We start from the raw sequence: 21,894 nt of genomic DNA, 5'->3' as shown, positions 1-21,894 counted from the left end.
GGGATTTCTAGCGCCGTCCGATGCCCTGACGGCAGCCGGGCGGAGTTTGGCTCCGAAGTTCAAGACTTATTTGGAGTGGTAGTGCCAGACGGCGCTGCCGTCCTCGCGCTGGCCCGCGGCCACGGCGATATCGATGCCATCGACGATGGTATTGCCCGCAGCGAGCGCCGAGCGAACGTTCGAGGGGACGACCGTCGACTGGTCGACCGAGGTAACGGTCATCAGCTGAGTATCCACCACCAGCAGCTGCGACGCGTCTTTCTGTCCGATAATCACGTAACGCATATGTACTCTCCTTACAGGCCTATTTGAATCCGGCCTTACGCAACGCTTCAATATACAGATCAACGTCAGCAGGATCGCGCTGCGGCATACGTGATACCCAACGAGCGGTAGTGAAATCCGGCTGCAATTTAAGCGCTTGCAACCGATAGCGCCGGGCCAGGTCCATGCGGCCGGCCATGGCCGCCGCAGCTGCCATCAGGCGCAGCGCCGGCTCCGGGTTCCGCATCTGGTTCAGGTGGCCAAGGGCCTCCTCCCAGCGGCCGCGGAAGAAGTTGATGCCGCCCAGCGTCCATAGGTATTCGTCCGGAGGCACCGGGTTGAGCCGCACCGCAGCTTCGATCTTTTCCTGCGCAGCGGTGAAGTCGGAGTTGTGGACAAGTGTGTCGGCAAAGTCGGCCAGCACGTCGGCATGATTGGGCGCCAGTTGGGCGGCCCTGGTCATGTGCTCGAGGCTCTGGTCGAGATCGCGGTCGAACAGCGCCACGCGGCCGAGTTCGCGATAGGCAGTGCCGTCGTTGGGGTCGATCGACACGGCGCGTTCGGCATGGAGCTTGGCCTTGTCGAGCAAGGTCTTGTCCGAGCCCGAGCGTAGCACCCACTCGACCACGTAGGAGCGGGCGAGCGCGCTCTCGATCGAGGCCTGCTCCGGCTCGATATCGCGGGCAATGCGCAGCGACTTGCGCCCCCGCCGAATCTTGGGCAGGTCGAACGACCTGAGGTTGTGCCGTCCCGCGAGATAGTGGGAGTAGGCGTTGGCGTCGCGCTGGGTGCGCTCGCGCTGCAGTTCGGCAGTCTCGATGCTGTCGGCGAGCGCTCGGGCCACCCCGTTGGTGAAGTCCCAGTAGTGCTCCGGAGCCTTCAGCGCGGTGAAGGCGAACTTGTCGGCCCAGACGATCTCGCGTCCGGCGGCACGTACCAGGCGGATCGCCAGCGACAGCCCGTCACTGGCAAAATGCGGGGCGATGCGGCTTTCCACCGCATAATCGATCTGGTGCGCGCGCACTTCGTCAAGCGCGGTGAATGGGTCGAGTTGCCAGGCGGTGTGCGGGGCGATCACCGACACCGATTTCAGCCGCGACAGGCCGATGGTCACATCCTCAACCAAAGCCGGGGCCAGGTGCTTGGGAATGCTCGCCTGCTTGAAGTCCTGCAGCGGCGGCAGCAGCACGACGCGCGGCACGAAGCTCAGTCGTGCCGTATCGTCGGCCGGCAGCGGGCGCCGCTCGATGCTGCGCGGCTGGGCCGGCACGGGGCCGTCACCGTCCTCATCGTGATCGAACAGCTCGGCGGTTTCCGCCGCGGGTTCCAGCCCGAGGCCGTGACGCAACCGGTTGCGGAACGCGGCGAACGCCGCACGGGCACCGCTCTCGTTGTTTTCGGCCCGGAACAGCTCGATGGTGCCGCGGCAAACCACTTCGGAATAGGGCAGCCGTTCGGCCAGCCGGAACAGGGCCGAATGCGCGCCACGGCCACCGATGCGAAGCGCCGCTTCGGTCGCCTGGCTGGCGAACTGGTTTTCGATGCGGGTACGCTCGAGCGCCAGCCACTGGTCGAACTCGCTGCCCAGTCCGCTGACGCCGGCCAGCAGCTCGCCGCGATAAAGCGCGATCAGCCGCTCCAGCTCCGGTCCGTCCTCGGCGGCGCGGGCGCGACCGATTTCGCGCAGATCGAGCACCACATCGCGGTTGAGCTCGATTTCGGTGGCATCGGCGTCGAAGAGCTCAAACCCGTAGCGACCTTCGAGTTCGCGCGTATGCAACAGGGTCTGGCGGAGATTGGTCATCGCCTGTTCGGCGGTACTGCTCTCCCAAGCTCGCTCAGCTAAAGCCGAGCGTCGCGCGCGGCTGGAAAAGTCCAGATAAAGCAGAGCTGCCAAGGCAAAGGCCTTCTGACGCAGCTTTACAGCCGAGCCGTCCGCAAGACGGAGGACCGGTGTTCCCAAAAGCTGCAGGGTGACCGTTTCCCGCATAGAAGTGATCGGCATTGCTCAGTTGTTCCGTCGAATGTGGTGGAAGTTTACTTGACGAAGTAAAGGCCAAAGCGTAGCCACGTAACGGCTAGATAACGCATTGAAGTAAGCTACCCATGCGTAAGGCGCTAGCACAATAACTGCGAGAAGCGCGGCGGGTGGGCCGCAGTTCCCGCATATAGGACCCGAAACCTAGGCAACAATAACGAGGGACGAATGGAATCAGGAACATCGAACTTGGCTGCGGCAGATGCGAGGAGTTCCCAACTGGTCGAACTGAGCGCCGATATCGTCAGCGCTTATGTGAGTCACAATGCTCTCAGCGCCAGCGATATTCCCAAGCTGATCGCCAGCGTGCATGCAACGCTGTCGGGACTCGGTGGTGTCGTGGAAGCTGAGGCAGCAGTCGAACTTCGGCCGGCGGTATCGATCAAGAAATCGATCACGCCGGAATACTTGATCTGCCTCGAAGACGGAAAGAAGTTCAAGTCGTTGAAGCGTCATCTCAGGACCGAATACGACATGTCGCCCGAGGAATACCGGGCGAAATGGGGTCTTCCGGTGGACTATCCTATGGTGGCGCCAACCTACTCGGAAGCGCGGTCGCGCCTGGCCAAGACGATTGGCCTCGGCCGCAAGCCCAAAACGCCGGCCACTCGTGGCCGTGCGAAGGTCGTTTCCTGACGTCATCGACGAGCGAACACCCAAACCGACGCGCCTGGCGCCGGTTTATTATCCTAGCAGATCGCGTGCCGCGGCGGGTGGGCCGCGGCATCGCGGGCGCCACCGGGATGGCGCCTCAAAAAACTGCCCCCTCCATTTGGTGGGGGAGGGAGCAGTAGGACATAGGACCCGAATTTCCTATGCTTAACCATACTAGGCCCCCGGCCGTGATGTGGCCGTTATGCCTGTTCTCAGCAGCAAGTCAGTGAAACTCGAGTAGTCGCGCGCGCGATCGATCACCGGCGGGTGGGCGGGGCGCTAGCTGGCGGCGTTAGGCAGCGCTGTTCCGGCGTAGCCGCCGGACGAGATGGTGGTGCAGAGCCCGTGCCACTCGCAACCGGCGCAGGCCTGACGGGTTCGGCCCGCCGAAAAGGCGTCGCGCATCTGGAGCAGCAGGGCGGGGTTCAGTTCCAGGCGATGGCCGAGATCGAGCGGTGTGGCCAGCAGGTCGCCGACATCGCGGAGCGCCAACCGGTCGCGTTCCGTGACGCTGTCGCGATGGCAGTGCGGATCGGCATCGGCCAGTAGCGGGGCGCAGATGTCGTCCGGCCCCGCGACGATCGTGATGTCTTCGCCATCGCCGATCCGAGCGGCGATGGCGTCGTAATTGGCGGTGAACGCTGCGCTGTAGCCTTTGCCTGCGTAGGTAAGCAGGCAAAGCAGGTGATGCGGGCGCAGCCGGACCGTCATTGGGCGGCGCGAACCTTGCCGCGGGCGAGAAGCGCAAGCACTGCGGCGCCGAGCACTGACTTCAGTACGCCACCGATAATGAACGGGGCCACGCCGCTGGTGAAGGCCGCCTCGACGCCGATGATGGTGGCGAGCCAGGCCGCGCCGAGCACGAGGCAAAGCAGGTTGCCCAGCAGCATGCTGACAAAGGCCAGCACCGGCCGGTGGCCGTTCCAGCCGCGTTCGGCGAGCCAGCCGACCAGTGCGCCAACGACCGGGAAGGCGAAGAGATAGCCGCCGGTGGGGCCGACGAAGTGCAGCGCGCCCGACGCTCCGCCCGCGAGAACCGGCAGTCCGAGGGCGCCTTCGGCGAGCCAGGCGATGATGGTGATCGCTCCGAGTCGCCAGCCGTACAGCGCGCCGACCATGGCCACGGCGAAAGTCTGCATCGTGACGGGCACCGGCACCATCGGCACCTCGATATAGGAGGAGAGCGCCAGGAACAGCGTGCCGAGAACAACTGCACCCGCCTGCCAGGCGAGTGGGCGGCTTCGCAGATCGAGTGGGCTGAAGGCGGGAGTGAGGGCGGCGGCGTTCGACACGAATGAGCTCCTTGCGCGAGTTATAGATAATTTTTCATATCTATCGCTAAAGAAGTCCACAGAAGCGGGAGCTTTGCAAGAGGCTATCGCCCGGTGGCGGCTTTTGCGGGCCGCTGGCCCGGCTTCCGTGGCTCCTGGCCGCTCCACCGGATGTGCCTGGCGAGCACCGAGGCCGCGGTGTCGATATCGCCCGCCCGCAACGCCGCGAGGATCGCCATGTGGTCCCGATCGGTCGGCGCTTCCCACTCTGCCCGCCAGCCCGAGAACAGGAAGCGGGCACTGGCGCTGTGCAGATCATCGATACTCTTGAGCAGGCGCGGCATACCGCAAGGCGCGATGATCAGCCGATGAAAGGCGCGATTCGCCTCCTCCCAGGCCTGTACGTCGCTTGCCCTGTCGCCAGCCTTGGTGACGCTCTCGGCCTCGTCGAGGATGGCCTTGGTCAAGTGCGGACTGGCATAGCGCAGCGCCAGCACTTCGAGCGCGGCGCGCATTTCGGCCACCTCGCGCACTTCGTCGAGGCTGAAGCCGGCAACCCGCACCCCGCGGCGCGGCTCGCTCACCGCCAGCCCTTGCGCCTCGAGCAGCCGGAACGCCTCGCGCACCGGCACATGGCTGGCGCCAAACTCCTCGGCAATGTGGTCCTGTCGCAAGCGCGTGCCGGACGGGATGTCCCCGGCGATGATCCGCTCGGCGAGAATTTTGCTGATCCGCACCGAAACGGTGTCGTCTTTGGCTGTGCTGGTCATTTTATAGATAATTCATCGCCTGCGTCGGCCAATTAGTCAATCGTGCCCGACGGTTACGAACCGCGACGAAAGCTGGCGTCGACGCTGGCGCAGTTCCGGCCTATGCAAGTGCCCGGCCGACGAATAGCGACAGACCTGCAATGATCACCTCTCCGACCCAGATTTCCGGCGACGCCCTGCTGGCGCAGTTGCGCGGCTTTGTCGGCGACAGCTACGTGCTGACCGACGCGCGACGCACCCGCCGCTTTCGCAAGGGCTATCGGTACGGCGAAGGCAAGGTGCTGGCAGTAGTGCGGCCCGGCACGCTGCTCGAGCAGTGGCGGGTGTTCAAGGCCACCATCGAGGCTGGCCGCATCGTCATCATGCAGGCGGCCAATACCGGCCTCAACGGCGGCTCGACGCCGTTCGGCGACGACTACGACCGCGAGGTCGTGCTGATCAACACCATGCGAATCGGCCGCATCGACCTGCTCAAGGGCGGCGAGCAGGTGCTCGCCCTCGCCGGCGCGACGCTGCATCGGCTGGAAAAGCTGATCCGGCCGCTCGGGCGCGAGCCGCATTCGGTAATCGGCTCCACCACCATCGGCGCCTCAGTAGTCGGCGGGGTCAGCAACAATTCCGGCGGCGCGCTGCTGCGGCGCGGCCCCGCCTTTACCCAGCTGGCGCTCTATGCCCGGGTCGGCGAAGACGGCAGCGTGTCGCTGATCAATCATCTCGGCATCGAACTCGGCAACGATCCCGAGGAGATCCTGTCGCGGCTGGATAGCGGCAAGTACTCCGAAGCCGACGTCTGGCACGACACTGGCAAGCTCGCCTCCGACCCCGATTATTCGACGTTGGTGCGGGATATCGCGGCGCCGGGTCCCGCCCGCTTCAACAACGATCCACGGCTGCTCTACGAGGCCGCCGGCAGCGCCGGCAAGCTCTGCATCTTCGCGGTCCGGCTCGACACCTTTCCGAGTTCCGGTCCGTCGAAGGTGTTCTACGTCGGCTCCAACGACTTCATGGAGCTGACCAATATCCGCCGGCACATCCTCAGCCAGTTCAAGGCGCTGCCTGTGGCGGGCGAATACCTGCACCAGGACGCCTACGCGCTGGCTGAGAAATACGGCAAGGACCTCTACCTGCTGATCAAATATGCCGGTACCGAGCGCATTCCGACCGCCTTCGCGCTGAAGAGCCGGTTCGACGCGATCACCGGCCGGCTGGGCCTGGGCACCAACCTGTCGGACCGGCTGCTGCAGGTGATCACCGGCTTGCTGCCCAACCATCTGCCGGTGCGGATGAACGCCTTCCGCGACCGCTACCAGCACCACCTGCTGCTGCGCATGGACGGCGAGGGGATCGAGGAGGCGCGCGCCTATCTCACGTCGATCTTCCCCACGGCGGATGGCGACTTCTTCGAGTGCGACGATGAGGAGGCGGCCGCAGCCTTCCGCAACCGCTACGCGGTCGGCGGCGGCTCGGTCCGCTTCCGCGCCGTCAATCCCGATACGGTCGAAAACATCGTTGCGCTCGACCTGGCCCTGCCGCGCAACACCATCGATTGGCGCGAGACGCTGCCCGAGGGCATCGAGGACAGCATCGTGCGCCGCATCCCCTGCGGCCACTTCTTCTGCCAGGTGTTCCACTACGACTACGCAGTGAAAAAGGGCACCGACTGGCTGGCGCTCGAGCACAAGATTATCGCCCACCTCAACGGCCGCGGCATCGAGTTCCCCTCCGAGCACAATGTCGGCCACCTCTACACCGCCAAGCCCGTGCTGGCCGATTTCTACCGCTCGCTCGACCCGACGAACTCGATGAACCCGGGTATCGGGCAGACCTCGAAGCTCAAGGATTGGGCGTAGCGCGAGGTCAGGCCGTCTGCATTGCTCGGTATCACCACCAGACTTTTGGACGCTTGACGCGCTCCCGTCATGAGGAGTATCTGCCCGTTCCAGGACACCTCACCCTAACGTGAGGCTTTCGACCTGGGAGGGTCGCCATGGCTGATTTGCCCCTGACTGCGCCGGCAGTGAAACCGGCTAACCCCAATTTTTCGTCGGGCCCCTGTGCCAAACGTCCTGGCTGGACGGTGAACGTGCTTGCCGACGCGCTCGTCGGCCGCTCGCACCGGGCCAAGCCCGCCAAGGCGCGCATCGAGAAGGCTATCGCCTTGACCCGCGAGCTGCTCGAAGTGCCCGCCGACTACCTGATCGGCATCGTCCCCGCTTCCGATACCGGCGCCGTCGAAATGGCGCTGTGGTCGATGCTCGGCGCTCGCGGTGTCGACATGCTGGCCTGGGAGTCGTTCGGCGAAGGCTGGGTCACCGACGTCCAGAAGCAGCTGAAGCTCGATAATGTCCGCGTGCTGAAGGCGCCGTATGGCGAGCTGCCGGACCTCAAGACCGTCAACTTCGACAACGACGTCGTCTTCACCTGGAACGGCACCACCTCGGGCGTCCGCGTCCCGAACGCCGACTGGATCCCGGCCGACCGCAAGGGCCTCACCATCTGCGACGCAACCTCGGCCGCCTTCGCGCAGAATCTCGACTTCGCAAAGCTCGATGTAGTCACCTTCTCGTGGCAGAAGGCGCTCGGCGGTGAAGCCGCGCACGGCATCCTGATCCTTTCGCCCCGCGCCGTTGAGCGGCTCGAGACCTTCAAGCCGGATCGCCCGCTGCCCAAGATCTTCCGCATGACCAAGGGCGGCAAGCTCATGGCCGATATCTTCGAGGGCGCCACCATCAACACGGTGTCGATGCTCTGCATCGAGGACGCGGTGGACGCGATGGAGTGGGGCAAGACGGTTGGCGGCCTCAAGGGCATGCAGGCGCGCGCCAACGCCAACTTCAAGGTGTTGAACGACTGGGTGGCGAAGACCCCGTGGGTCGATTTCCTCGCCAGGAACGAAGCCGAGCGCTCGAACACTTCGGTCTGCCTCGTCATCTCCGATCCGGAGATCACGGCGCTTTCCGAGGATGCGCAGGCGGCCTTCGCCAAGGCGATCGTTTCGCGGCTCGACAAGGCCGGCGTCGCCTACGACATCGGCGGCTATCGCGATGCCCCGACCGGTCTGCGCATCTGGGCCGGCTCGACCGTCGATGCCGATAGCCTCGCGGCACTGACGCCGTGGCTCGATTTCGCCTTCGCGACGGAGAAGGCCGCACTTTCCAAGGCAGCAGCCTAGAAGTTCACGAGCTTCACCGCTCCTTTCCCTGGAACAGGGGCGGTCCTTTCCATCGATTTCCATTCATCCGCGTGGCATTCCCGCGGCAAGAGGAGGGCGACATGCCCAAGGTTCTCGTTTCGGACAAGCTGTCGAAGACGGCCGTCCAGATCTTCAAGGACAACAATATCGACGTCGATTACCTGCCCGATCTCGGCAAGGACAAGGACAAGCTGTTCGAGGTGATCGGCCAGTATGACGGCCTCGCGATCCGCTCGGCGACCAAGGTCACCGAGAAAATCCTCAGCGCCGCCAAGAACTTGAAGGTGATCGGCCGCGCCGGCATCGGCGTCGACAACGTCGATATCCCCGCCGCCACCAAGGCCGGCATCATCGTGATGAACACCCCGTTCGGCAACTCGATCACCACTGCCGAGCACGCCATCGCCATGATGTTCGCACTCGCCCGCCAGCTCCCCGAAGCCGACGCCTCGACCAAGGCTTCGAAGTGGGAGAAGAACCGCTTCATGGGCGTCGAAGTCACCAGCAAGACCCTCGGCCTCATCGGCGCCGGCAATATCGGCTCGATCGTTGCCGACCGTGCGCAGGGCCTCAAGATGAAGGTCGTGGCGTTCGATCCGTTCCTGACGCCCGAGCGCGCCCAGGCGATCGGCGTCGAAAAGGTGGAGCTCGACGAGCTGCTGAAGCGCGCCGATTTCATCACGCTGCACACGCCGCTGATCGATGCCACCCGCAACATCATCGACGCCGCGGCGATTGAGAAGATGAAGCCCGGCGTCCGCATCGTCAACTGCGCCCGCGGCGGTCTCGTCGACGAGGCGGCGCTCTACGATGCGCTGAAGTCGGGCAAGGTCGCCGGCGCCGCATTCGACGTGTTCGTCGAGGAGCCGGCGCAGAACAACCCGCTGTTCGAGCTGGACAATTTCATCGCCACCCCGCACCTCGGCGCCTCGACCACCGAAGCGCAGGAGAACGTGGCGTTGCAGGTGGCCGAGCAGATCTCGGCCTACCTCAACACCGGCGAGATCGCCAACGCGCTGAACTTCCCCTCGATCACCGCCGAGGAAGCGCCGCGCCTCACTCCGTGGATCAAGCTCGCCGAAGCGCTGGGCTCGTTCGCCGGCCAGCTGACCGAGACCTCGATCAAGGGCATCCGCATCGAGTACGAGGGCAATGTCGCCGCGCTCAACACCAAGCCGATGACCGCAGCCGCGATCAACGGTGTGCTGAAGCCGCAGGTGGCCGAGGTGAACATGGTTTCGGCCCCGCAGATCGCCAAGGATCGCGGCATCAATGTCGAGATCATCACCCGCGACCAGCAGGGCGCTTATGAGGGCTACATCCGACTCACGGTGATCACCGAGCGGCAGGAACGGGGCTTGGCCGGCACCATCTTCGCCAACGGCAAGCCGCGCATCATCCAGGTCAAGGGCATCAACATGGACGCCGAGCTGACCCCGGCGATGCTCTACGTCACCAACGAGGATAAGCCGGGCCATATCGGCCGCCTCGGCACGCTGCTCGGCAACCTCGGCATCAACATCGCCAACTTCAACCTCGGCCGCGCCGAGGTGGGTGGCGATGCCATCGCGCTCCTGTCGATCGATGGTTCGGTGACCGCCGAGCAGCTCAGCGAAATTGCCGGTTTGCCCGGCGTCAAGCAGGCCAAGGCTCTGGCCTTCCAGTAAGAACGAAAGGCCGGGCCCAGTGCCCGCCTTCTTGTTTCAGCCCCGCAGCGGGCGGAAGAATTTCTGCAGGTCGCCGGCCAGCAGGGCCGGCTCTTCCATTGCCGGGAAGTGCCCGCCTTCGGCGAACTCGCCCCAGTGGCCGATCTGGTGCTGCGGGTCGAACAGCGGGCGGACCAGGTCGCTGGCGTTGAACACGGCGACACCGCGCGGCGTGGCGCTGGGCGGCGCCCAGCCCATGGCCTTGAACGCCTCCCACAACGCATTCGCCGAGGCGGAACCGCCACCGCCGAACCAGTAGAGGCTCACATTGGTCAGGAACTGGTCGATATCGACCGCGTCCTCGATCGTCGTCTTGTTCGGGTTGGTCCACGCCTCGAACTTCTCGGCGATCCAGGCCAGTTGGCCGATGGGCGAGTCGTTGAGGGCGTAGCCGAGCGTCTTGGGGCGGGTCGACTGGATGGCGATGTAGCCGTTGCGATCGGCGACTTTCGCAAGCAGAGCGCCGGCCCGCTGCTTCTGCTCGTCGGAAAGCGCCGGGTTCTGGCTCAAGTCGCCGCCCATGAACGAGGCGACGGCTATGACGCTGTCGAGATCGGTGCCGAGGTGGAGGCCGATGGCGCGGCCATTGGTCAGCACATCAAGCTGTGCCGCCACGTCCGAGCCCATATCGGTGCCATGGATGGCGAAGCGATCGTAGCCGAACTGGTTGAGCAGTTCGGCGATGGCTGCTGCCGTCTTGCCGGCGGTCCAGCCGGGCTGGCGCGGGGCAGGGGATAGGCCGAAGCCGGGAGCGGTCGGGATCACCAGGTGGAAGGCGTCCTTGCCGTCCGTCGGATTGGTCAGCGGCTCGACCAGCTTCAGGTACTCGATGCCCGAACTCGGCCAGCCGTGGCACAGCACCAGCGGGGTCGCATTGGCGTGCTTCGAGCGGATGTGGAAGGCGTGGATCTGCTCGCCCTCGAACTCGAGCATCACCTGGTCGTACTGATTGAGCTCCGCCTCTTTGGCGCGCCAGTCGAAGGCCTCCCAGCGTTCGGCGAGCTGGCGGAGATAGCCGCCGGGAATGCCGCGTTCCCAGGTGTCGGGGGCGACTTCTACCGGCCAGCGGGCGCTGCGCAGGCGGTTCTTGAGGTCAGCGATGTCGGCGTCGGCGATGGCGATCTTATGGGGCTTGGCGGTGGACGTCTTGGCGGTAGACATGGCGGTCTCTCCTCGGGCGGCTGAATTGGCGATAGCCGTGAACGCCGGCACGAGTGCTGCGGCTACGGCGGACTGGATGAGGGATCGACGGGTCAGGGGCATTTTCGGTCGTCCTCGCTGTTTCGGTGCCGGTCTCTGCCGGCCCCAGAACATTGCGCCAGCGCTGCTGACAGAGCCTGTCAGCAGCGCCGGGACCGGCCAATCTTCGACCCAAAATGCAATGTCCCCGCGGTCTCCCACGGGGACGTTTGCAGCGCCTCGCCTGTTGGTCAGTCGCGGCTCAGCGGCGGCCCGAGCAAGGTCATGCCGTGGCGGGTGAACACGGCCGCGATAGCCGCCCGGTCGGGATTTGCGGCACGCGCCACGGGGCCCAGTTCCTCGTAGAACTTGTGGCCGCCGCCAGGCACGTAGACCACCAGCACCTCCGCCGGCTCGTCGGTGAGGTTGAGGAAGGCGTGCGGCACGCCGGCGGGCAGATAGACGAAACCGCCTTCGTCGACGATCTCGGTCTGATCGCCGCAGCGCACCTTGAAACGCCCCTTCAGCACCTGCAGCGTTTCCTCCTGCAGATGATGGACGTGCAGCGGCGGGCCGCCATGGGGCGCCACCTCGACGACGAAGTAGTCGAACTTTCCGGCGGTGTCTTCGCCGGTCACCTTGAAGATGAGATCGCGCCCGGGCCCCGACTGCAGCCGCAGCCCCGCCTCCGGTGTCAGGAACTTCGGCTTGAGCATCACGTCATTCGATTGTTCGCGTACCACCTGCATTCAGACCTCCCTGGCGTTGAAGTTATTGCCATCGCCACATTCGCGCCGCGGTCCGCTCACGTGCTACAGCAAAGACTGATAGGCCGTTTTTCATTTCTGGGGTTGCCATGGAATGGGATGATCTCCGGCACTTTCTCGCCGTGGCGCGCACCGGCAGCCTCACCGATGCGGCCCGGGCCCTCAAGAGCAGTGCGGCGACGGTCGGCCGACATGTCGAGGCGCTCGAGGAGAAGCTCGGCGCACAGCTGTTCGAGCGCCGGTCCACTGGCTACCTCTTGACCGAAACCGGCACCGCTGTCCTCGCCAAGGCGGAAGAGGCCGAAGAGGCGGTGCTGTCACTGGAACGCGAGACCATGGGCGCTGACCAGCGGCTCGCGGGTCGGGTGCGGGTCGCCACCACCGAAGATCTCGCGACGATGGTGATCGTGCCGGCCCTGCCCAGCTTTTGCAGCTACCATCCCCTGATCTCGCTCGAGGTACTGGCGCGCCTTGACCTCTCGAGCCTGACGCGCCGCGATGCCGACCTGGCGCTGCGGACGGTACGGCCGGACAAGGGGGAACTGCTGATGCGCCGGGTGGGGGCGGCCGATCTCGCGGTCTACGCTTCGCCTGGCTATGTCGTTTCGAGGCACCTGGAAGAGGGTGCGGTGGATTTCCGCAAGGTCGAGATCATCTCGTGGATCGAGGAGATGGCCAACCTTCGGGGTGGGGCCTGGCTGGCCGAGCATGCGGCCGGCGCGCACATTGCGCTGCGCGTCAACACGACGCGACTGTTGTTCGATGCCTGCCGAGCCGGCCTGGGCCTCGCCATTCTGCCGTGCTTCGGCGCCGACGGCGATCAGGGCCTCGTTTGCGTGGTGCCGCCCGAACAGGTGATCTCGATCGATGCCTGGCTGGTGATGCACCGCGACCTGGCGCGGACCGCCCGGGTGCGGGCGGTCGCCGATTTCATCGTCTCGCTCGGGCCAAGATTGTCGCGCCGGCCGTCTCCGGGAGACCGGGATTGGCACTAGCGGCGAGAACCGCCCTCGCGGTGCACCCGCGAGGACGGTTTTGCTGGCCCGCAATCCTTAGGCGAGGGCGCGAGCCCGGCCAAGGCCGATCCACTGGAGGGCGGCTAGCGCCGCAACCGCGACAGCCTGGGCGATGACGAAAGCCACGCCGAGGAGGGTCAGGGGGAACGTGCCGGCGAGCAGCATGATGACGCTGCCGACGACCCACGCGGCGTTGACAATGACGATCAGCATCGCGGCACTGCGCGGCGTCTGCTGCTGCATGCCGACCCAGCCGACGAACGCGGCAAAGGCGATGAGGAACAGGCCGAGCGGCAGCGTCGCGGTTGCCGGCAGGCCGGTCAGGTCGGCGAGAAGGCTGCCGCCGACGGCAAGCAGTGCGCCGGTGGCAACGGTCGCAACGGCATCAGCAACGAGGGCAAAGCGGATGAAGTTCATTTCGGTTTCTCCGTCGGGGTTCGTGAGTGACGGCGACATATTTCTACCTCCCGCTTCCTCATCTCAACTAACGCAGAGGTAATTGAACCGACGACGCGACCGGGTAGGGTCCTGGACATGACCACACGCACAAGCCACGGCCTCCGACCGTTCCATCGGTGACTACATCCGCGACTGGCGGCAGCATCGGCGCTTCAGCCAGCTGGCGCTCTCGCTCGAGATCGAGCTCAGCCAGAAACACCTCAGCTTCATCGAAAGCGGCCGCTCGAGCCCGAGCCGCGAGGTGGTGTTGCGCATCGCGTCCGGCCTCGGCGTGCCGCTGCGGATACGCAACCTGATGCTGCTGGCAGCGGGCTACGCGCCGGTCTACCCGGAGCGGCGGCTCGATCACCCAGATCTGGCGCCGGCGCGCGCTGCGGTGGATCTGGTGCTCAAGGCCTACGAGCCATACCTCGCGATCGCCGTCGACCGGGGCTGGAACCTGGTGTCGGCCAATGCCGCCGCGGCGCCGTTCCTGGCTCAGGTCACCAATCCCGAGCTGCTGCAGGAGCCAATCAACGTGCTTCGCCTCAGCCTCCACCCGGAGGGGCTGGGAAAGCTGATCGTCAACCACGACGAATGGGCCCGCGACATCCTGCGCCGGGTCGCCGCCCAGCTCGAAGCCAGCGGCGATCCCGTCATCGCCGACCTGCTCGAAGAGCTGCGCGAGATCACCGGCATCCCCGCCGGCCACGAAGGTCGCGACGAGCATGGCGGCGTATTCGTGCCGATGAAGATGCGCTTCGGCGACGCCGTCGCCAGCTTCATCTCCACCACCACGGTGTTCGGCACGCCCACCGAGATCACCCTCAGCGAACTGGTGATCGAGGCGTTCCTCCCGGCGGATGCCGAGACGGCGGCGCTGTTGGCCTCGCTGGCGAACGGCTAGGCGGCCGGTTGACCCCGGCGCGCGGAGAACTCGGCCAGCACGATGCCAGCGGCCACCAGTACCGCCGCGACGAGATGGAACGGCTGCAATGCTTCACCCAGCACGATCACCGAGCCCACGGTGCCGAACAGCGGGATCAGGTTGACGAACAGGCTGGCGCGGTTGGAGCCGATGAGTTCGACGCCGCGGACGTAGAGCAATTGCGAGATCACCGAGGGGAAGATCACCGTGTAGGCGGCGATCAGCCAGCCCTGCATGTCGATGGCGGCGAGGTTGGCGGGGAGAGCCGCGGTGCCGTTGCCGAGGGTGGCCTGGTAGACGAGCGAGGCGATGATGGCGCCGGTGCAGGTGGCGGCGAGGAAACTCAGCCAGTGGGTCTGCGGGCGCCAGCGCAGCGCGATCGAATAGATGGCGTAGGCGAAGCAGGCGAGGATCACCAGTAGGTCGCCGAAGTTCACTTCCAGCTTCAGGATGCGGGCGAGGTCGCCGTGGGTGGCGATGATCGCGACGCCGAGGATGGTGATCAGCACGCCGAGCAATTGCAGGCTGCGCACCCGGGTGCGGAACAGCGCGAAGTTGAGGATGATGACGAAGATGTTGACCGCCACCTGCTCGAGCGAGGTGTTGACGCCCGAGGTGTAGTAGGCGGCCACGTAGACCAGCACGTTGAAAGTGGCGAAGCCGACAGCGCCATAGAACAGATAGAGCCACCACTTGGCGCGGATCACCGGCCAGTCGCGCTTGAGCGGGCCGATGGCAAAGGGCAGCACCAGCAGCAGCGCGCCAGTCCAGCGCAGGATCATCAGCGAGTGCGCATCGATGTGGCCGACGGCAAGCTTGCCGGCCACGACATTACCACCCCAGAACAGCGTGGTGAGGACGAGGATCAGGTAGGGGCGATCCATCAGGGCGTGGAACGCCCGGGCGCCGGTCGTGGCAGAAGAGTTGGTCATATGGGCCGTCTGGTTCGGGCATCGGCCGCCACCTGGTGGGCGGCGGCCGAAGAAGGCGCGAACTTAGTCAGCCTTGGTGCGTCGCGCCAGCCCGTCAGGCGGCCGGCGGGATGTTCTGATTGAGCCGGAACAGGTTCTCAGGGTCATACTTGGCCTTGATCTTCCGCAGCCGGTCCCAGGTCGAGCCGGGATAGGCCGCGCGCAGGCCTTCGCCGCCCTCGATGCCGAGGAAGTTGACGTAGGCGACGGAGTTGTCCTGCTGCACGGTGCCGATGGCGTCGGTTGCCCAGCGGTCGAAGTGGGCCGTGACGTCGGCGCCGCCCTCATACATGGCGAGGAAGGCCACCATGATCTTGCTCCGCCGGTGCGCGAAGGCCGTCGCCTCGGTGGCGACCCGCGAATATGCGCCGCCGAGGACGCGGATCTGGCCCATCTTCATCGGGCTCGGACAGGCCTCGAGCGCCGCCAGCATCTTTGCGCCGGTCTCGACGCTGACATGATCGACGAAGCGCGAGCGACACGACACCGCCGGGCGCATCTCGGGCGGCGGATCCATGGCGTACATGCTGGAGTAGGGCGCCGGCCGCACCAGGTCGGCGATCGGCGCAGCGATGGCGCGGAACGGCGCCAGGGCGAGCGCCGCGGCTTCGGGCGTGCCCGAGAAGGCCATCATGCCGATTAGCGCCAGCTTGCCATGGTATTCGGCCGGCACGAACGGCACCGGTGGGACGGGCATCACCATGGCGATGGTGGAAAGCGCATCCGGTGCAGCATCGGCCAGCGCCGCGAACTTCGCGACGTTCTCGGCCGACGCCGGCAGCACAAGCGGACCGCCGACGAAGGACGGGAGCGGGTTGAGCTTGAACTTCAGCCGCGTCACCACGCCGAAATTGCCGCCGCCGCCACGCAGCGCCCAGAACAGGTCGGGGTGGTTGGTCTCGTCGGCGATCAGGATGTCGCCGGACGCCGTCACCACTTCGGCCGCCAGCAGGGAGTCGATGGTGAGGCCGTGCTTGCGCACCATGTAGCCGATGCCGCCGCCGAGCGTCAGGCCACCGATGCCGACGGTGCCGGAATCGCCGAAGCCGACGATCAGGCCGTGCTGCTCGACGGCACGGGTTACTTCGCCCGAAGTGAGACCGGTGCCCGCCCAGACGGTGCTCGTCTCGGCGTCGACCTCGATGCCGTTGAGGTCGCGCAGGTCGATGACCAGCCCGCCATCGGTGCCGCTATGGCCACCGACGCTGTGGCCGCCGCTGCGAACCGCCAGCTCGAGATCGGTGGCGCGGGCGAAGTTGATCACTGCCGCCACGTCCGCAACGTTGGCGACACGGATCACCGCCGCCGGGCGCCGGTCGAAGTTACCGAGGGCGACGGTGCGCACCTCGTCATAGGCGGCTTCGCGGGCTGTGATCACCCGGCCGCGCAGGCTCGAAGCCAGCATGTCGATCTGGTCTTCGAGCGGAAAGCGTTTGTCCATTCCCTGAAATCTCGCTGAGGTTTGCGTTGGAGCGCAGGCCTCTAGGGGCGGCGGATTGAACGGCAAATGAATGCGCCGCTCAGCGCCGGATCAGGAATGTTCGGCGCGCCCGGATGCGCTGGGACACCCGGGCGCGAGCGGCCTCAGGCCGGCGGGATATTCTGGTTGAGCCGGAACAGGTTCTCCGGGTCAAAAGCCCGCTTCACCTGTCTCAGCCGGTCCCAGGTGTCGCCGGGATAGGCGGCGCGGGTGCGTGCCGGGCCCTCGTCGGCGACGAAGTTGACGTAGGCGCCGTCATCGCCCTGGTTGAGCGCTTTAGAGAAGTCGGCCACCCAGGCTTCCTTGGTGGGCTTGTCCGCCTCGCCGTCGTAGAAGGCGGCGACGTTGAGCATGATCGGGCTTTTGCGGTGCGCATAAGCAGTGGCCGCGGGGGCCACTCGTCCGACAGCGCCGCCGAGCACGCGGATCTGGCAGACGCGGAGGCTCGCGTCGGACTCCTCGAGATAGCCGATGATCGTCTCCGCTTCCGGGGTTCCGATGTGGTCGACAAGCAGGTTCAGCGCCGTCGCGGTCGGGTGGTAGTCTGGATCCTCGGGCGGATACATGCTGGCGTATGGCCCCGGCTTGACGAAATCGGCCAGTGGCGCGGCGAGGGCGCGGAACGGGGCGAGGGCTTTCTCGGCCGCCTCGGGCTCACCGGCAAAGGCGAGCATGGCAAGGATCACCATCTTGCCGTGCTGCTCGGCGGGGAGGAACGGCATCGGCGGAGCCGGCATGACATTGGCGATGCTCGAGAGCTCCTCGGGCGCCGCCTTCGCTGCGGCGACGAAGCCGGCAATGGTTTTGGCGGTCGCCGGGAGCACCAGCATGCCGCCGGTGAAGGCGGGCAGGGGGTGCAACTGGAACTTCAGCCGAGTGACCACGCCGAAATTGCCGCCGCCACCACGCAGGGCCCAGAACAGCTCCGGGTGGTTGGCTTCATCGGCGAGCAGGAGCTTCCCGTCGGCGGTGACGAGCTCAACGGCGAGCAGCGAGTCGATTGAAAGGCCGTACTTGCGGGCCAGGTAGCCGACGCCACCGCCCAGGGTGATGCCACTGATCCCGACCGTACCGGCATCGCCGAAGCCGACGATAAGGTTGTGCGGGGCGAGGGCCTCGGTCAGTGCGATGGCGGTGACACCGGCGCCGACCCAGACCGTGCGCGTGGCGGGGTCGATGTCGATTTCGGTGAGATCACGAACATCGATGACGAGGCCGCCTTGCGTCGTCGAGTGGCCGGCGCCGCTGTGGCCGCCGCTGCGCACGGCAAGCTCGAGCCCGCTGTCTCTGGCGTAGGCGATAGCCGCGGAGATGTCGGCGGCATCAGCTACGCGGACGATGGCGCCGGGGCGTTTGTCACAGCCGCCATACATGACGGCGCGGGTCTTGTCGTAGTCGGAATCAGTTGCGGTGATGACCCGGCCGGTGGATCCGGCGGGCAGGCGTAGGGTATTCGCGGCAGTCGAGAGGGGCATAATCCTGACCTCAGGTTCTCGTGTTGGCGCGCTGGGTTGCGGTAACATGGGTGTGACCATCCGTGATTGCTAGGGGGTGCGACGGAACGGGATTTGTCATCTGAGAAGGACTGCTCTAAAGGACGTCCGCAACTACCTCGGACTTCCCCATTGGGAGTCGCCCGGTCAGCTTGCAGCGAAATCGAAACTGATCTTTGCGGTCCGCCGGCACCAGGCCCGGCCGGGCTGCCGCTTCCTGAGGGGCAATAAGCGCATGGCAAATGTGATCGTCGTCGGCAGCCAGTGGGGTGACGAAGGCAAAGGCAAGATCGTCGACTGGCTCAGTGAGCGTGCCGACGTGGTGGTGCGCTATCAGGGCGGTCACAATGCCGGTCATACGCTGGTGATCGACGGGACGAGCTACAAGCTGGCGCTGCTGCCCTCGGGCGTGGTGCGCGGCAAGCTGAGCGTGATCGGTAACGGCGTGGTGGTCGATCCGCATCATTTCGTCATGGAAGTCGAAAAGATCGGCGCCCAGGGCATCGACGTCACCCCCGAGGTCCTGAAGATCGCCGACAATGCGCCGCTGATCCTCAGCCTTCATCGCGAGCTCGACGCGGTGCGCGAGAGCGGCAATTCCGGGCTGAAGATCGGCACCACCCGTCGCGGCATTGGCCCGGCCTATGAAGACAAGGTCGGTCGCCGTGCGATCCGTGTCTGCGACCTCAGCGAACCCGATACGCTGATGCCCAAGATCGAGCGGCTGCTCGGGCACCACAATGCGCTGCGCCGCGGCATGGGCATGGCCGAGCTCTCGGCTCAGGCGCTCTACGACGAGCTGATGGAAGTCGCCGACAAGATCCTGCCTTACGTCGACCAGGTCTGGCGGTTGCTCGACGAAAAGCGGCGCTCGGGCGCTCGCATCCTGTTCGAGGGGGCACAGGGTGCGCTGCTCGACAACGATCACGGTACCTATCCGTTCGTCACCTCCTCGAACACCGTGGCGGGGCAGGCGGCGGCCGGCTCGGGTCTCGGCCCGACGGCGATCGGCTATGTGCTGGGGATTACCAAGGCCTACACCACCCGCGTCGGCGAGGGCCCGTTCCCGTGCGAACTCGATGATGAAATCGGCCGGCACCTGTCGACTGTTGGTCGCGAAGTCGGCGTAAACACCGGCCGGCCGCGCCGTTGCGGGTGGTTTGACGCTGTGCTGGTGCGTCAGACCGTGAGAACGTCGGGGATAAACGGCATCGCGTTGACGAAACTGGATGTTCTAGACGGCCTCAAAGAGCTCAAAGTGTGCGTGGCCTATGAGCTCGACGGTCAAAGAATTGACTACTTGCCTGCCTCAATGGGAGCACAAGCTGCTGTTAAGCCGATTTACGAAACCCTAGAGGGGTGGTCGGAAACTACGGCAGGGGCGAGAAGCTGGTCGGAACTCCCGGCACAGGCGGTTAAGTACGTCAGGTACATAGAGGAGCTGATCGGGGCGCCGGTCGCCATGCTCTCCACCAGTCCTGAGAGGCTGGATACCATTCTGGTGCAGGACCCGTTCCAAGACTGAGTTTTTTTCGTTAGAACATGCCTCCAAAATTACGGATGTCGTTTAGCGAATGGCGGACTACAAAGAGCTGTTACGTAGGGCGGTAGAAGCTCTGCCGGAGAACAATGGGGCCGCGCGTCGCGCGGTATACGAGAAGGCACGCGCTGCCCTCGTCGGGCAGTTGCGCGCCATTAATCCGCCATTGGCCGCCCGCGACATCACCGCTCACCGCCTGCAGCTCGAAGATTGCATCCGCCAGGTCGAGCAGGAAGCCAGCGAGGCAGTGATCGCCGGGCTCGGCTCGAGCAAGGAAGACAATCCGCCCCCGCCGCCGGTGTATTTCGAGGCGCCGGCCAAGAAGGCGCCCGCAGCGCTGGCCAAGCCGGTCGCCAAGGCGGCGCCGCAAAGCGCCAAGGAGCCACCGCGGCCGCTGCCACCGGGCGGCTCGATCGAAGAGATCATCGCCGCCGCCAATGCCGAGCAGACCGAGTCGTCGGATCGCTCGCGCTCGATCGTCCGGCCCGATGCCAAGCCTATGGGCAAGCCGGTGCCCAAGCTGGTGCCGCCGCAGCGGCCGCAGCCGCAGCTGGCTGCCCCGGTGCAGCCGGACGAGGATGAGGACGAAGTCGAGCAGCCGCAGCGCCAGGCGCCGGTCCGCTCCGTGGTCCCCGCCAAGTCGCCCGCCGGGCGTTCGCCATTGCCGTCGATCGTCGCTCGTGCCGAGGCAGCCAAAAGCCGCACCGGCAACACTGCCTTCGGCGCCCCGATTGGTGGCGCGGCACGTGGACCGGTATTCGAGCCGCGCCGCGAGCTGCCGTCGCCGCGCCTTGAGCCGGCAGGCCGGAGTGGCCAGGCCGCGGCGCGCCAGGTGGCGGAGCCGATGGCGTTGTTCAACGAGCCGCCGATTGCCGCTGCCATGTCGGCAGTGCGCGAAGTCGAGGTGGAAGCTCCGCCGGCCGATCCGCAGGGCGCGATCGATCGCGCCATTGCGACGCTCGACCGCGAGGCACGCGGCGATGGTGATCTCGACGGAGGGATGACCAACGGCAACGGTTACGGTGAGTTCGAGGACGAAGCCGACGAGCAGCCGGCGCACAAGAACGGCTTTGCGCCATCGATCCTGCGGGCCGACGCACCGGCCGTGTCGCGGTCGCAGCGCGAGGGTAAGGCAGCCAAGGCCAGCGTGTTTGCCCGTGACGCACGCGAGCCGCGCGGCAAGCAGCGCCGTGAGGCCGAGCCCAGCTTCCCGCGGGCCCGGGCCGAGGACGAGCGCCGTGGCCTCGGCGCCGTCACGATCTTCCTTATCGTTTTCGCCGTGCTGTTGATCGGCGCCGGTGGCGCCGGCTTCTGGGCCTGGCGTGAAGGCTTCATCGACCTCGATGCGATGTTTGGGCGCGGTGCGCCGACGACGCAGCAGGCCGTGGTTACGCCTTCGACCTCCACTGACGCCGCAACGGATACGCCGGCCACTGGCGTCGGCAATACCGCGACGCCGGCCGAAAGCGTTGCGCCGACCGCAGAACTCGGCACCGAGGATCGTCTCGGTTCCGAGCCCGCTCCGGTGGCCGAGACCCAGGCACTGCCGCTGGTCGAGCCCTCGTCCGAGCGGCTGGGCGCCGATACCGCGACCGCCGCGGCTACCGATCAGGCCGGAGCTTCGGTCGATCCGGCCAGCCTCGCCGGCAGCCAGTCCCTGCTGCTCGAGGCCTCGGATGGCGGCACCACAGGCGCCGTGCCGTTCTCGGGCACGGTCGAGTGGAGCAAGGGGACCGACGAGATGGGCCTGCCGACACTGATCGGCAAGGCGAACATCCCGGCGCGGAACCTCGCCGTTGACGTGCTGATCCGCAAGAACTCCGATGCCAGCCTGCCGGCCAGCCACTTGATGGAAGTGAACTTCCGGGTGACCGACAGCTTCATCGGCGGTTCGATCGCCGGCCTGCCCGGCGTGCTGCTGAAGAACGAAGAACTGGTGCAGGGCACACCGCTGGTTGGCGCCTCGGCTCGGGTCGTCGGCAACTCGTTCCTGTTCGCGCTCAGCGCCTCGCCAGCCGACGTCACGGCCAACAGCAACCTGCTGACCTCGCGCAAGTGGATGGATCTCGCGCTCATCTACGCGACCGGCAAGCGGGCGATCATCACGCTCGAAAAGGACGCCGCGGCCGAGACGATGTTCGCCGAAGTCGTCGGCGCCTGGAACAAGACCGCGACGAACTGATCGG

At 65.9% G+C, this 21,894-nt stretch carries 19 protein-coding genes; 8 read left to right on the top strand and 11 right to left on the bottom strand.

Annotated features, from left to right (window positions below):
* Positions 1 to 66: 66 nt before the first annotated feature.
* Together AC1DV8_RS07830 and AC1DV8_RS07825 are read right to left on the bottom strand one after the other, a co-directional pair.
* The gene (locus AC1DV8_RS07830; RefSeq protein ID WP_477149804.1) at positions 67 to 285 is read right to left on the bottom strand and encodes a hypothetical protein; all 219 of its coding nucleotides are present in this window, start codon (positions 283 to 285) and stop codon (positions 67 to 69) included.
* A gap of 19 nt (positions 286 to 304) precedes the next feature.
* On the bottom strand, positions 305 to 2,068 hold the full coding sequence (locus AC1DV8_RS07825; RefSeq protein WP_477149803.1) for a BTAD domain-containing putative transcriptional regulator: 1,764 nt from the start codon (positions 2,066 to 2,068) through the stop codon (positions 305 to 307).
* A gap of 402 nt (positions 2,069 to 2,470) precedes the next feature.
* Between AC1DV8_RS07825 and AC1DV8_RS07820 the strand changes: the two genes are divergently transcribed.
* Positions 2,471 to 2,938 (top strand): Ros/MucR family transcriptional regulator, encoded by a 468-nt coding sequence (locus tag AC1DV8_RS07820; protein WP_477149802.1) that lies wholly within the window; start codon positions 2,471 to 2,473, stop codon positions 2,936 to 2,938.
* Between the two features lie 297 nt (positions 2,939 to 3,235).
* On the opposite strand, the gene AC1DV8_RS07815 is transcribed toward AC1DV8_RS07820, so the two are convergent.
* The 3 genes from AC1DV8_RS07815 to AC1DV8_RS07805 form a co-directional block, all read right to left on the bottom strand.
* The gene (locus AC1DV8_RS07815) at positions 3,236 to 3,667 is read right to left on the bottom strand and encodes a DUF1284 domain-containing protein (protein ID WP_477157061.1); all 432 of its coding nucleotides are present in this window, start codon (positions 3,665 to 3,667) and stop codon (positions 3,236 to 3,238) included.
* Positions 3,664 to 4,248: a biotin transporter BioY gene (locus AC1DV8_RS07810; RefSeq protein ID WP_477149800.1), complete on the bottom strand. Its 585-nt coding sequence runs from the start codon at positions 4,246 to 4,248 to the stop codon at positions 3,664 to 3,666. Before AC1DV8_RS07810 ends, AC1DV8_RS07815 begins: the two co-directional genes overlap by 4 nt.
* Positions 4,249 to 4,331: 83 nt before the next feature.
* The gene (locus tag AC1DV8_RS07805; protein ID WP_477149799.1) at positions 4,332 to 4,997 is read right to left on the bottom strand and encodes a GntR family transcriptional regulator; all 666 of its coding nucleotides are present in this window, start codon (positions 4,995 to 4,997) and stop codon (positions 4,332 to 4,334) included.
* Positions 4,998 to 5,137: 140 nt separating this feature from the next.
* Here AC1DV8_RS07805 and dld point away from each other — a divergent pair, with 140 nt between their 5' ends.
* The 3 genes from dld to serA all read left to right on the top strand — a co-directional run bounded on the left by dld (position 5,138) and on the right by serA (position 9,857).
* Entirely contained in the window at positions 5,138 to 6,847 is a 1,710-nt protein-coding gene (dld, locus tag AC1DV8_RS07800) for a D-lactate dehydrogenase (RefSeq protein ID WP_477157060.1), read from the top strand.
* 137 nt (positions 6,848 to 6,984) lie between these two features.
* Positions 6,985 to 8,169 carry a phosphoserine transaminase gene (locus AC1DV8_RS07795; RefSeq protein WP_477157059.1) on the top strand — a complete coding sequence of 395 codons (1,185 nt, stop codon included), beginning with the start codon at positions 6,985 to 6,987 and terminating at the stop codon, positions 8,167 to 8,169.
* Positions 8,170 to 8,270: 101 nt separating this feature from the next.
* Complete coding sequence (gene serA / locus AC1DV8_RS07790; protein WP_477157058.1) at positions 8,271 to 9,857, top strand: phosphoglycerate dehydrogenase; 1,587 nt, start codon at positions 8,271 to 8,273, stop codon at positions 9,855 to 9,857.
* A 36-nt stretch (positions 9,858 to 9,893) separates the two neighbouring features.
* Here the strand turns inward: serA and AC1DV8_RS07785 are convergent, their stop codons facing one another.
* Positions 9,894 to 11,057 carry an epoxide hydrolase family protein gene (locus AC1DV8_RS07785; RefSeq protein WP_477157057.1) on the bottom strand — a complete coding sequence of 388 codons (1,164 nt, stop codon included), beginning with the start codon at positions 11,055 to 11,057 and terminating at the stop codon, positions 9,894 to 9,896.
* Positions 11,058 to 11,326: 269 nt separating this feature from the next.
* Entirely contained in the window at positions 11,327 to 11,824 is a 498-nt protein-coding gene (locus AC1DV8_RS07780; RefSeq protein WP_477157056.1) for a cupin domain-containing protein, read from the bottom strand.
* A gap of 107 nt (positions 11,825 to 11,931) precedes the next feature.
* On the opposite strand from AC1DV8_RS07780, the gene AC1DV8_RS07775 reads away from it, so the two are divergent.
* Positions 11,932 to 12,837 carry a LysR family transcriptional regulator gene (locus tag AC1DV8_RS07775; RefSeq protein ID WP_477157055.1) on the top strand — a complete coding sequence of 302 codons (906 nt, stop codon included), beginning with the start codon at positions 11,932 to 11,934 and terminating at the stop codon, positions 12,835 to 12,837.
* A gap of 57 nt (positions 12,838 to 12,894) precedes the next feature.
* On the opposite strand, the gene AC1DV8_RS07770 is transcribed toward AC1DV8_RS07775, so the two are convergent.
* Positions 12,895 to 13,275 (bottom strand): hypothetical protein, encoded by a 381-nt coding sequence (locus AC1DV8_RS07770; protein ID WP_477157054.1) that lies wholly within the window; start codon positions 13,273 to 13,275, stop codon positions 12,895 to 12,897.
* A gap of 154 nt (positions 13,276 to 13,429) precedes the next feature.
* On the opposite strand from AC1DV8_RS07770, the gene AC1DV8_RS07765 reads away from it, so the two are divergent.
* Positions 13,430 to 14,203: a helix-turn-helix domain-containing protein gene (locus AC1DV8_RS07765; RefSeq protein ID WP_477157167.1), complete on the top strand. Its 774-nt coding sequence runs from the start codon at positions 13,430 to 13,432 to the stop codon at positions 14,201 to 14,203.
* Here the strand turns inward: AC1DV8_RS07765 and AC1DV8_RS07760 are convergent.
* From AC1DV8_RS07760 to AC1DV8_RS07750, 3 genes are all read right to left on the bottom strand, one after another.
* Positions 14,200 to 15,156 (bottom strand): DMT family transporter, encoded by a 957-nt coding sequence (locus tag AC1DV8_RS07760; RefSeq protein ID WP_477149790.1) that lies wholly within the window; start codon positions 15,154 to 15,156, stop codon positions 14,200 to 14,202. The genes AC1DV8_RS07765 and AC1DV8_RS07760 overlap by 4 nt on opposite strands.
* Before the next feature lie 94 nt (positions 15,157 to 15,250).
* Positions 15,251 to 16,636, bottom strand: coding sequence for an FAD-binding oxidoreductase (locus AC1DV8_RS07755; RefSeq protein WP_477157053.1), 1,386 nt, complete (start codon positions 16,634 to 16,636; stop codon positions 15,251 to 15,253).
* Between the two features lie 143 nt (positions 16,637 to 16,779).
* Positions 16,780 to 18,150, bottom strand: a complete 1,371-nt coding sequence (locus AC1DV8_RS07750) for an FAD-binding oxidoreductase (protein ID WP_477157052.1) — start codon at positions 18,148 to 18,150, stop codon at positions 16,780 to 16,782.
* 253 nt (positions 18,151 to 18,403) lie between these two features.
* On the opposite strand from AC1DV8_RS07750, the gene AC1DV8_RS07745 reads away from it, so the two are divergent.
* Together AC1DV8_RS07745 and AC1DV8_RS07740 are read left to right on the top strand one after the other, a co-directional pair.
* Positions 18,404 to 19,693 (top strand): adenylosuccinate synthase, encoded by a 1,290-nt coding sequence (locus tag AC1DV8_RS07745; RefSeq protein ID WP_477149787.1) that lies wholly within the window; start codon positions 18,404 to 18,406, stop codon positions 19,691 to 19,693.
* Positions 19,694 to 19,742: 49 nt separating this feature from the next.
* Entirely contained in the window at positions 19,743 to 21,890 is a 2,148-nt protein-coding gene (locus tag AC1DV8_RS07740) for a hypothetical protein (RefSeq protein ID WP_477157051.1), read from the top strand.
* Positions 21,891 to 21,894 lie beyond the last annotated feature (4 nt).

It is taken from the genome of Devosia sp. P3_B2, assembly GCF_056402875.1.
The sequence above is the reverse complement of the archived record's forward strand: the minus strand, read 5'-3'. Positions and strand labels throughout refer to the sequence as shown.